Origin of the sequence: Microbacterium sp. SS28 (genome assembly GCF_022761035.1) — a bacterium.
Taxonomy (GTDB): domain Bacteria; phylum Actinomycetota; class Actinomycetes; order Actinomycetales; family Microbacteriaceae; genus Microbacterium.
Map to the genome: position 1 here is coordinate 247925 of NZ_JAKWJP010000005.1, position 10857 is coordinate 258781.

4 protein-coding genes are annotated in these 10857 nt (G+C 71.5%); 3 read left to right on the forward strand and 1 reads right to left on the reverse strand.

The window, feature by feature from the left end; all coding sequences use genetic code 11:
• The first annotated feature begins 135 nt into the window (after positions 1-135).
• Positions 136-1602, forward strand: coding sequence for an aldehyde dehydrogenase (NADP(+)) (locus tag MJ607_RS15270; protein ID WP_243076462.1), 1467 nt, complete (start codon positions 136-138; stop codon positions 1600-1602).
• 111 nt (positions 1603-1713) lie between these two features.
• Here MJ607_RS15270 and MJ607_RS15275 read toward each other — a convergent pair whose 3' ends face one another.
• Positions 1714-2727, reverse strand: coding sequence for a LacI family DNA-binding transcriptional regulator (locus MJ607_RS15275; RefSeq protein ID WP_279234733.1), 1014 nt, complete (start codon positions 2725-2727; stop codon positions 1714-1716).
• Between the two features lie 519 nt (positions 2728-3246).
• Between MJ607_RS15275 and MJ607_RS20040 the strand changes: the two genes are divergently transcribed.
• The gene (locus MJ607_RS20040; protein WP_308193846.1) at positions 3247-9585 is read left to right on the forward strand and encodes a fibronectin type III domain-containing protein; all 6339 of its coding nucleotides are present in this window, start codon (positions 3247-3249) and stop codon (positions 9583-9585) included.
• 106 nt (positions 9586-9691) lie between these two features.
• A complete protein-coding gene (galE, locus tag MJ607_RS15290) occupies positions 9692-10669 on the forward strand; it encodes a UDP-glucose 4-epimerase GalE (protein ID WP_243076464.1) in 978 nt (325 codons plus the stop codon).
• Positions 10670-10857: the final 188 nt, after the last annotated feature.

Here is a 10857-nt window from a genome sequence, read left to right on the forward strand (position 1 = left end):
CCCGCCGCACCCCCTCGAACCCCTCCTCGCCCCACCGGCCCGGCCCACCCCACACCCCGCGAAGACTTAACTGATGTCACCGAACGGCCCTGCCGCGCGCACACAGGTGAACTCTCGCGAGAGCGAAGGATCGACATGACCAGCACGACCATCCGAGCGACGACACGCGAAGAGCTCGACGGGATCGTCCAGGCCGCGGCAGAAGCGGCGCCGATCTGGCGCGCCTCGACCGCGACGCAGCGCGCGGCATGGCTGCGTGCGGCGGCCGACGCGCTCGACTCCGCGATCGATGAGCTCGTCGAGATCGCCGAGCGCGAGACGCGGCTCGGTCCCGTGCGGCTGCGCGGCGAGGTCGGCCGCACGACGGGCCAGCTGCGCCTGTTCGCGGCTGTCGTCGAGGAGGGCTCGTACCTCGAGCTCACGATCGACGACGCCGACCCGTCATCCACGCCGCCGCGGCCCGAACTGCGGCGCCTGCTCGTCGGGGTGGGGCCGGTCGCGGTGTTCTCGGCCTCCAACTTCCCCTTCGCGTTCTCGGTCGCGGGCGGCGACACCGCGTCGGCTCTCGCGGCGGGCAACCCCGTCATCGTGAAGGCGCACTCGGGACATCCCGAGCTCTCGCGCCGCACGGCCGAGATCGTCGCGAGCGCGCTCGAGTCGGCGGGAGCCCCTGCGGGCTCGCTCGCGCTCGTCGAGGGTCGGGATGCCGGCAATGCCCTGGTGCAGCATCCCGTCGTCCAAGCCGCCGGCTTCACGGGCTCGCTCGGGGGCGGCCGCGCGCTCTTCGACCTCGCGAACGGGCGACCCGACCCGATCCCGTTCTACGGGGAGCTCGGCAGCGTCAACCCCGTCGTCGTGACGCCGGCAGCCGCTGCGGCGCGCGGAGGCGAGCTCGCGAAGGGCCTCGTCGCCTCGTTCACGCTGGGTGTGGGGCAGTTCTGCACCAAGCCCGGCGTCGTCTTCGTGCCGCGCGGCGCGGGGTTCGAGGAGCTCGTCGCCGCCGATGCCGGCTCGGCCGTCGGCGGACCGCTGCTGACCGACCGCATCACGGCGGCCTTCCCCGAGGGCATCGACCGGCTCCTGGACGACGCCTCGGTCGAGATCGTCGCCGGCACGCCCTCCGCAGCGGGAACCGACGCGGCCCAGCCGGTCGTGCTGTCGACGGATGCCGCGGCCGTCGTCGCGCGCCCGCACGTCCTGCTCGAGGAGTGCTTCGGTCCCGTCACGCTGCTCGTGCGCTACGACGGCCCGGACGACCTCGCGCGGGCGCTCGAAGCCGTGCCGGGGAGTCTCACCGCGACGCTGCACTCGGAGCCGGGCGACGACGTCGCCGAGGTGCTCGAGATCCTGCAGCGCAAGGCCGGCCGCGTCCTGTTCGCGGGCTGGCCGACGGGCGTCGCCGTGACCTGGTCGCAGCACCACGGCGGGCCCTGGCCCGCCACGACCTCACTGCACACGTCCGTCGGCGCGACGGCGATCCGCCGCTTCCTCCGCCCGCTCGTGTTCCAGGACGCCCCCGAGTCGCTGCTGCCCGCGTCGCTCCGCGACGCTGCGCTCGCCCGCCTGCCCCACCGTCGCAACGGCGTGCTCACGACGCCGTAGCGCCGGCGCGGCAGGCCGCGGCATCCGTCCCGCCGTCGGTCCGCACGACCCGCGAAACTTCACCAATGTCACCGGATCTCGGCCGGCCAGGCGACCGCCCGACCGAGATCCCTAGCGGTACCCCACCGTCGAGGCGCGGACGGCGAGCTCGGGCTCGAAGCGGATCGACCGGCCCGTCGCCTGCACCTCGCCCGAGACGAGACGCAGCAGCTGCTGGGCGGCGACGCGTCCCATCTCGCGCGCCGGCTGGCGCACCGACGTCAGGGGCACGGCCGCGACGGCGGCGAACTCGATGTCGTCGTAGCCGACGACGGCGACGTCGTCGGGCACCCGCATCCCTCCGCGCAGCAGTCCGTGCACGACGCCGCACGCGAGGTGGTCGTTCGTCGTGACGATGCCGTCGGGCCGCTCGCCGGGCGGCAGGCCCGCGATCATGATCCCGACTCCGACGCCGTATTCGGCGCTCGTCCGCGGGATCCACGTCGCATCCAGGCGGACACCCGGATGCCGCGCAACAGCGTCGCGCGCGCCCGCGAGCCGCTCCCGCACCTGCCGCACCTCTTCGCGCGCGCCGATGAACGCGAGCCGCGTGCGGCCGAGCTCGATGAGGTGCTCGGCGGCCATGCGCCCGCCCGCGACGTCGTCGAACGAGACCGAGTCGAGCACCCCCTCGTCGTCGACGCGGTCGACCAGCACGACAGGGACGCTGCGCCCGAGCTCGCGGGCGAGCGCCTCGCCTGCGTCACCGAAGGGCGAGACGAGCGCGCCCTCGACCTGTACGCGCTTGAAGAGCTCGAAGTAGTCGCGCTCCTTCTTCTCGTCGTCGTCGCTGTTGCCGACCAGGACGCGGGCGCCGGATGATCCGGTCGCGTCCTCGGCGCCGCTCACGAGATCGCCGAAGAACGGGTTGGTGATGTTGATGACCGTCATGCCGAGCAGGCCCGACCGCCCGATGCGGAGCTGTTGCGCGGCCTGCAGGGGAACGTACCCGAGATCGGCGACGGCGGCGCGCACGCGCTCGACGATCTCGTCGCTCACGCGCTCCGGCCGATTGAGCGCGTTCGACACGGAGCTCATCGACACCCCTGCACGGCTCGCGACGTCGCGAATGCCGACCCGCTTCATCCGTCGATCCCCTGTCTGCCACTGGCGTGAAAGCGCTTCCCAGCGTAGTCCCCGACGACGCATTTTCCCGACGGCACCAGCCCGAAATCGGGCCATGACCAGCTCGGCGGATGCCGCGCCCGCGCGCTCTCGAACACGGGCAGGGGGCTCGCCGCCGGCGCGGTCCGTATACACGCCGGCGACGAGGTAGAGGGCTCTCGGGCGGAGCGGGGAGCCGAGCGGAGCGCTGAATGCGAGACACCGTTCGGCGAGGTGGGAAAACGATTTCCCGGATCCACAGTAACGCATGCGACCCCACCGCCGCAAGGCTTCGGGGCAATCTTATGAAACGTTTTAGATCGGGCTTGCGCCGAGCGGCGCGCGCATGTCAGGATCGGCGACTAGCGACTCGGAATGCGTTTTCCACCTTCGAGTCCACCGTGGCCGAGTCCGTACGCGCCCGGTTCTGCACGATCGTCGCCGCGTTGCCGCGGCAGCGTTCGTGCACCCCTTTGTGCCGATGCTGACCAAGGAGGAACCGTGCCCCACTTGACCGACCCCAGAAGTCGACGAGCTCATCCGGACGAGCTCGAGCCGGGAGGCGCCGACGCTCGTCGGGCGCCCCGCCGCCCGAGGCGCATCGTCGCCGGCCTCGCCGCCGCGACCGTCGCCGCCGTCGTCGGCGCGCTGCTCTCGGCAGTGCCCGCAGCCGCCGCACTCGCCCCCGCCGCCGACGGTGCGTACCGGTTCGACTTCGGCACCGCGACGAGCCCCGTCGCGGAGGGCTACCAGCAGACGCTGACGACCTCGCTCTACACCGCGGAGACCGGGTGGGGCATCACGGTGCCCGCCGGCATCACGCTGTTCGACCGCAACCGGACGGGCAACCGCACGCCCGCCGATCCGCTCGCCGAGGACTTCGTCGCGGGCACGTCGTGGGGCTTCAACCTCGACCTCGCCGACGGCGAGTACGACGTCACCGTCACGATCGGCGACGCGCTGGCGACGGCATCCGGAACCAACGCGACGGTGACGCTCGAGGGCGTCGCGCAGACCCGGATGACCACGGCGCGCGGCGCCACGACGACCACGACCTTCCGCACGCTCGTCGCGGACGGCCAGCTGACGACGACCTTCGCGGGATCGGGCCTCGGCGCCTACCTCAACGGCCTCGTCGTCGCGCCGGTCGTCCCCGCGACCCCCGCAGCGCCCACCGTCAGCCGCGTCGCGCACGACGCCGTCGATCTCACGTGGGCGGCCGCCGACGGCGCCGCGACGTACGACGTCCTGCGCGCCGAGGTCGAGGACGGCGAGCCCGGTGCGTACTCCCCCGTCGCCGAGGGCCTGACCGCGACGACCTACACCGACGAGTCCGTCGAGGTCGGCACGTCCTACGCCTACGCGATCGTCGGTGTGAGCGGCTACGACCGCACCTCGGCCCCCAGCGCGCCCGCGCTCAGCGGCGTCATCCCCGCGCTCACGGTGCCCGGCGCCGTCGCGGGGCTCGCCGTCGCGAAGGTCACGAGCGCGGGCGTCGAGCTCGCGTGGACCGCGACGCCCAACGCCGCCGAGTACGTCGTCGCACGCTCCGCGAAGGGCGCGAACTCCTTCACGCAGCTCGCAGTGCTCACGGCCCCCGGCTTCACGGACGCCGAGGCCGACACAGCCCAGGAGTGGACCTACCGCGTCACGGCCCGCAACGAGGCCGGCGCGGGTGCGGCATCCACCGTCGACTCCCCCGTCTACCTGCCGCCGGCGCCCCTCCCGACCGGCGACGTCGTGACCTTCGACTTCGGATCCGGCGACCTCGCCGCGGGCGCCGTGCCGGTCTTCGCCGACACGGCGTTCGACGCCGAGTGGGGCTACGGCTTCTCGACGGCTCCGGCCGGCGGCGACGTCGATCGCGACACATCCGACGCGCTGCGCACCGACTACGTGCAGGCGCAGGGCGGCACCTTCGAGGTGCAGCTCGGCGCGGGCGACTACGCCGTGCAGCTCATCGCGGGCGACGCGACGGCCGCGAGCGACATCTCGATCACGGCCGAGGGCATCGCGAAGGTGCAGCCGACGACGCAGGCCGCGGGCGCCTACCTCGAGATGGCGTTTCCGATCGCGCTCGTCGACGGACGCCTGACCCTGCAGGTCGCGGGCACGTCGGCGGCGCTCAATGCCCTGACGATCACGCGCCTCCCCGCGCGTCTCGCCGGCGCCATCCCGACGGCGTACCTGACGGGCGACTCGACGGTGCAGACCTACGACACGGCGGCGTACGCGCCGCAGGCCGGCTGGGGCCAGATGATCGATCGGTTCTTCGCCGACGACGTCGCCTTCGTCAACCACGCGATCGGCGGCCGCTCATCGAAGAACTTCATCACGCAGGGTCGCCTCGACGACGTCCTGCGCGGCATCCGTCCCGGCGACTACCTGTTCGTGCAGTTCGGCCACAACGACGCGACGCAGGGTGTCGACGACCGGTATGCGAGCCCCGCGGATTACAAGGAGTACCTGCGGGTCTACGTCGAGGGCGCGCGCCAGCGCGGTGCGACCCCGATCCTCGTGACGCCCGTCTCGCGACGCTCGTTCGACGCGGCCACGGGCCGGTTCAACGTCAGCTTCCCCGGGTACGTCGCCAAGATGACCGAGCTCGCGGTCGAGGAGGACGTCCTGCTCGTCGACCTGTCGGCCTCGAGCCGCGCGTACCTCGACGAGATCGGCCCGGAGGCGGCCAAGGCCGTCTTCCTGCACGTCGATCCGGGCATCTTCCCGCAGCGTCCCGCGGGCACGGTCGACGACACGCACTTCCAGGAATACGGCGCGATCCAGATGGCGCGCCTCATAGCCCAGGATGTCGCCGACCTCGCCGACCCGCTCGCGACCAAGGTCGTGGGAGTCGAGCCGCCCGCCGAGGTGCCCGCGGCCCCGCAGCGCCTCGTCGCAGGCTCGATCTCGAACGCCGGCGCGACCCTGCAGTGGGATGCCTCGCCCTCGGCCGACATCTACAAGATCTACCGTCAGGCCGTCGCCGACCCCGAGCCCGTGTGGACGCTCGTCGGCACGACGACGCAGACGAGCTCGATCGTCCAGGGGCTCGTCGAAGGCGCGGGCTACCGCTACCAGGTCGTCGCGGTCAACGGTCGCGGCGAGTCGGCTCCGAGCACAGCTGTCACGTTCACGACGAAGCAGGCGAAGTGGAAGTTCGACTTCCAGCTCGCCGGCAACGCCGTCATGCCGGGCTACACCGAGGTCAATCCGAACACGGGCTACTCGGCCGATCGCGGCTACGGCTTCGCCGTACCGCTCGCGGCGAACGCCGGACGCGACCGCGGCACCGCGGGGGGCGCGACGGCTCTGCAGCGCGACTTCGTGCTGCCGGGCGACTCGAGCGAGTTCCTGCTCGACGTGCCCGACGGCACGTACTCGGTCAAGACCTACTCGGGTGACTGGATCGGCTCGACGCGCACCAACTTCGACCTCGAAGGACGCGCGTTCGGCTCCGGCAACGCAGGCAGCGGCGCGGTCAACGAGAGTGTCCGCGGACCCGTGCTCGTGACCGACGGCCAGCTCACCGTGCGCGTCTACGGCGCCGCGGCGGGCACGCGCCTCAACGGCCTCGAGATCACGCCGATCCTCCTCGGGCCCACTGGCCTGGAGGCGACCGACGTCGAGGCGGATCCCGCCGCCCCGAGCGTGACGCTCGCCTGGGATGCCGAGCCGGGCCTCTCCTGGAAGGTGTACCGCTCGTCTCCCTTCGACGCGGCACCCGTCCTCGTGGGCGCCGTCGACGCGCCGACGTTCACCGACACGGGCGCCCGCGTGGGTCTCGACTACGAGTACCGCGTGACGGCCGTCGACCAGACGGGCCTCGAGTCCGTACCCTCGAAGACGGTCGAGGTGTCGCTCGTCGACGCCGACGTCGCGGCCCCCGCGGCTCCGACCGACCTCGCCGTCGAGCGCATCGACAAGCGCGAGCTCGAGCTGTCGTGGGCGACGCCCGTCGGCGCGGCGTACCACCTCGTGTTCCGCTCCGAGATCGCGGGCGAGCGCGGCGACCTCGTCGGCATCGCGCCGACGAACCGCTACACCGACGCGACGGTCCTGACGACGATCCCGTACTTCTACACCGTCGTCTCCGTCAACGCCGGCGGCACGGGAGCGGCATCCGCTCAATTGAAGACGGATGCCGTCACCGTCCTGCAGCGTCAGGCCGAGTACCTCGACCGGGCGCCGACGGCCGTCCAGACCGACGAGGGCGTGCTCGTCTCGTGGCGGTTCCTCGGAACCGACCCGGACGCGACGGCGTTCCACGTCTACCGCGACGGCACGCGCATCACACAGGCGCCCATCACGGACTCGTCGAACCTGCTCGATGAGACCGGCACCGAGGCATCCCGGTACTTCGTCACGAAGGTGCTCGGCGGCGTCGAGACGACCGAGACCGACGAGTTCGCGGTGCGCACGGCGTCGTACCTCGCGGTGCCGCTCCAGAAGCCGGCGGCTGCCTACACGAAGGACGGCCAGCCCTACACGTACTCGGCGAGCGACACGAGCGTCGGCGACGTGGACGGCGACGGCCAGTACGAGCTGTTCGTCAAGTGGGATCCGTCCAACTCGAAGGACAACTCTCAGGCCGGCTACACGGGCAACGTCTACCTCGACGCGTACCGCCTCGACGGCACGCGGCTGTGGCGGATCGACCTCGGCGTCAACATCCGGGCGGGCGCGCACTACACGCAGTTCCAGGTCTACGACCTGGACGGCGACGGGCGCGCGGAGGTCACCCTCAAGACCGGTGACGGCACGATCGACGGCGCCGGCCAGCCCATCGGCAACGCGAGTGCGGACCACCGCAACTCGTCGGGCTACGTGCTGACCGGCCCCGAGTACCTCACGGTGTTCGACGGCTACACGGGCAAGGCGATCGACACGATCGACTACGTGCCGGCGCGCGGCGACGTCAGCGCGTGGGGCGACGCCTACGGCAACCGGGTCGACCGGTTCCTCGCCGCGACGGCCTACCTCGACGGCGAGCACCCGAGCGTCATCTTCACCCGCGGGTACTACACGCGGGCAGTCATGGCGGCGTATGACTTCGACGGCGAGCAGCTCACGCAGCGCTGGGTGCTCGACTCGAACGACCCCGGCAACGAGGGCTTCTACGGGCAGGGCAACCACAACCTGTCGGTGGTCGACCTCGACGGCGACGCGAAGGACGAGATCGTCTTCGGGTCGGCGACGGTCGACGACGACGGCGAACTGCTCTACTCGACGGGCCTCGGCCACGGCGACGCGATCCACGTATCGGACCTCGTTCCCTCCAACCCCGGCTACGAGGTGTTCGCGGCCCACGAGGAGATGCACGGCTCGGGCAACCGCGGCGCCACGATGCGCGACGCCGCGACCGGGGCGATCCTGTGGGACATTCCCGCGACGCGTGACACGGGCCGGGCCGCCTCGGGCGACATCGACCCGCGCCACGAAGGCGCCGAAGGCTGGGCCATCGGCGGCGACGCCTCGTGGAACTCCCCCGTCGGGCAGCTCAAGTCCTCCACGGGCGAGCTGATCGCGGAGAAGATCCCCGCGGCGAACTTCCTCGCGTGGTTCGACGGAGACCCGCTCCGCGAGATCGTCGACCACTCGTGGAACGCGGCGACCTCGCAGGGCACACCGACGATCGCCAAGTGGAACTGGGAGACCGAGGAGTCCGAGGTCATCCTGAGCGACGCGGGCGCCCGCTCGAACAACGGCACGAAGGGCACGCCCAACCTGCAGGCGGACCTCTTCGGCGACTGGCGCGAAGAGATCGCGTGGCGCAGCGCCGACTCGAGCGAGCTGCGGATCTACTCGACGACCGACGAGACCGACCTGCGCATCCGCACGCTGATGCACGATCCGGTCTACCGCCTGTCCGTCGCGTGGCAGAACACGGCCTACAACCAGCCGCCGCAGACGAGCTTCTTCCTCGGCGACGGCATGGAGCTGCCTGCAGCCCCGCGCATCGCCGTCACGGGAGGACCGTCAGGAGCGTCCGACACGACGGCACCCGTCCTCGCCGGAGTGCCCGCCGACGGAACGCTCCTGCCCGACACCGCGAAGCTCTCCCTCGCGATCACGGCGACCGACCCCGAGTCGGGCGTCCGCACCCTCGACGTCGCGTTCGACGGCGAGCCGGTCGCACCGGGCGCCGCGATCGACCTCAAGGGCAAGGCGGGCACGCACACGCTGACGGTGCGCGCCGTGAACCACGACGGCGTCGTGGCAGCGGCATCCGTCGCCGTCCTCGTGTACGCCGACGAGAAGCCCTCGGCCAAGCCCGCGCGCGGGACGCTGTCGACCAACAGCGGCTGGGAGGACGGCCTGCACGACGGGACGTTCACGGTGTCGATGAACCTGTGGTCGGGAGTCAACGGCTCGGTGTTCAAGCTCTACGAGAACGGCGCGCTCATCGCGACGAAGCTCCTCACGCCCCGCTCGCCGGCCGCCCAGCTGACGACCGTCGACGTGTCGGGCAAGGCCAACGGCACGTACGTGTACACGGGCGAGCTGATCAACGCGAAGGGCACGACCGCGACGACATCGGTCACCGTCAAGGTGAAGGATGCCGCTCCCGCCGTCCCCGTCGTGAGCCACGACAACTGGGACAAGGACGGCAACTACGCCGTCACGAGCAACCTGTGGTGGGGCACGAACGGCACGGCGTACACGCTGTACGAGAACGGGGTGGTGATCGACCGGCAGACGCTCGTCGCCGCCTCGCCGAACGCGCAGCAGGCCGTGACCCGCATCGCGGGACGCGCGCCCGGGACGTACTCGTACATCGCGGAGTTCACCAACGCGGCAGGCGCGACGCAGTCCAAGGCGGTGGTCGTCACGGTGCGCTGACGCCCCGCGCTCGAGCCGCCCGGATCCCTCGTGGATCCGGGCGGTTCGGCGTCTCGGTCGGACTCCTCGGTTCGAGCCGGGTGCGGGCACCCGGCAGAATGGGGGCATGTCCTGGCTTGTGACCGGCGGCGCCGGCTATATCGGAGCGCACGTCGTGCGCGCACTCGCAGCAGCTGACCTCTCCCCCGTCGTCATCGACGACCTCTCGAGCGGCCACGAAGGGTTCGTCCCCGAGGGGGTCCCGTTCGTGCGCGGCACGATCCTCGACCGCGACCTCGTCGAGCGGACCCTGCGCGACCACGCGGCCGAGGGCGTCATCCACGTCGCGGGCTACAAGTACGCGGGCGTCTCTGTGCAGCGCCCCCTGCACACGTACTCGCAGAACGTCGAGGGCACGCGCATCGTCCTGGAAGCGATGCAGGAGGCGGATGTCGCGAACATCGTGTTCTCATCCTCGGCGGCCGTCTACGGCACGCCGGACGTCCCCCTCGTGACGGAGGACCTGCCCAAGCGCCCCGCCTCGCCCTACGGCGAGTCGAAGCTCATCGGGGAATGGCTGCTGCGCGACCAGGCAGTCGCGACCGCCGAGGCGCAGCATCCGCTCCGCCACACGTCCCTGCGGTACTTCAACGTCGTCGGCTCAGGTGACCCCACGGTCTACGACACGAGCCCGCACAACCTGTTCCCGCTCGTGTTCGAGGCGCTCATCGAGGGCCGCACGCCCCGCATCAACGGCGACGACTACGACACCGAGGACGGCACGAACGTGCGCGACTACGTGCACGTCGCCGACATCGCGGCGGCCCACGTCGTCGCAGCGCAGCGCCTTGCGGCCGGCCGGCCGGTCGAGGCGGCCTACAACCTCGGCTCGCAGAACGGCCTCTCGGTCAAGCAGATCATGGACGCCATGGCCCGCGTCACAGGCGTCGACTTCACGCCCGCGATAGGCCCGCGCCGGCCCGGAGACCCCGACCGCATCGTCGCCACGGGCGAGCTCGCCGCACGCGACCTCGACTGGGCGAACCGCTACTCCGTCGACGAGATGGTTCGCACGGGCTGGGAAGCGCGGCGCGCCGCCGGCTGAGCCAGGGCCCGCCGCTTCTGCCGGCTCGCCGATTTTGGCGGCTCGCCAGAACTTGCGTCCCGTCCCGCTCGACCGATCCTGGCGACTCGCCAGAATCCGCTCCTCAACCCGACCGATCCTGGCGACTCGCCAGAACTTGCGTCCCGTCCCGCTCGACCGATCCTGGCGACTCGCCAGAATCCGCTCCT

What these genes read in the sequence shown, in the direction of transcription:
- MJ607_RS15275 (WP_279234733.1), bottom strand. Translation starts at nt 2,727, where the DNA reads ATGAAGCGGGTCGGCATTCGCGACGTCGCGAGCCGTGCAGGGGTGTCG.
- MJ607_RS15270 (WP_243076462.1), top strand. Translation starts at nt 136, where the DNA reads ATGACCAGCACGACCATCCGAGCGACGACACGCGAAGAGCTCGACGGG.
- galE (WP_243076464.1), top strand. Translation starts at nt 9,692, where the DNA reads ATGTCCTGGCTTGTGACCGGCGGCGCCGGCTATATCGGAGCGCACGTC.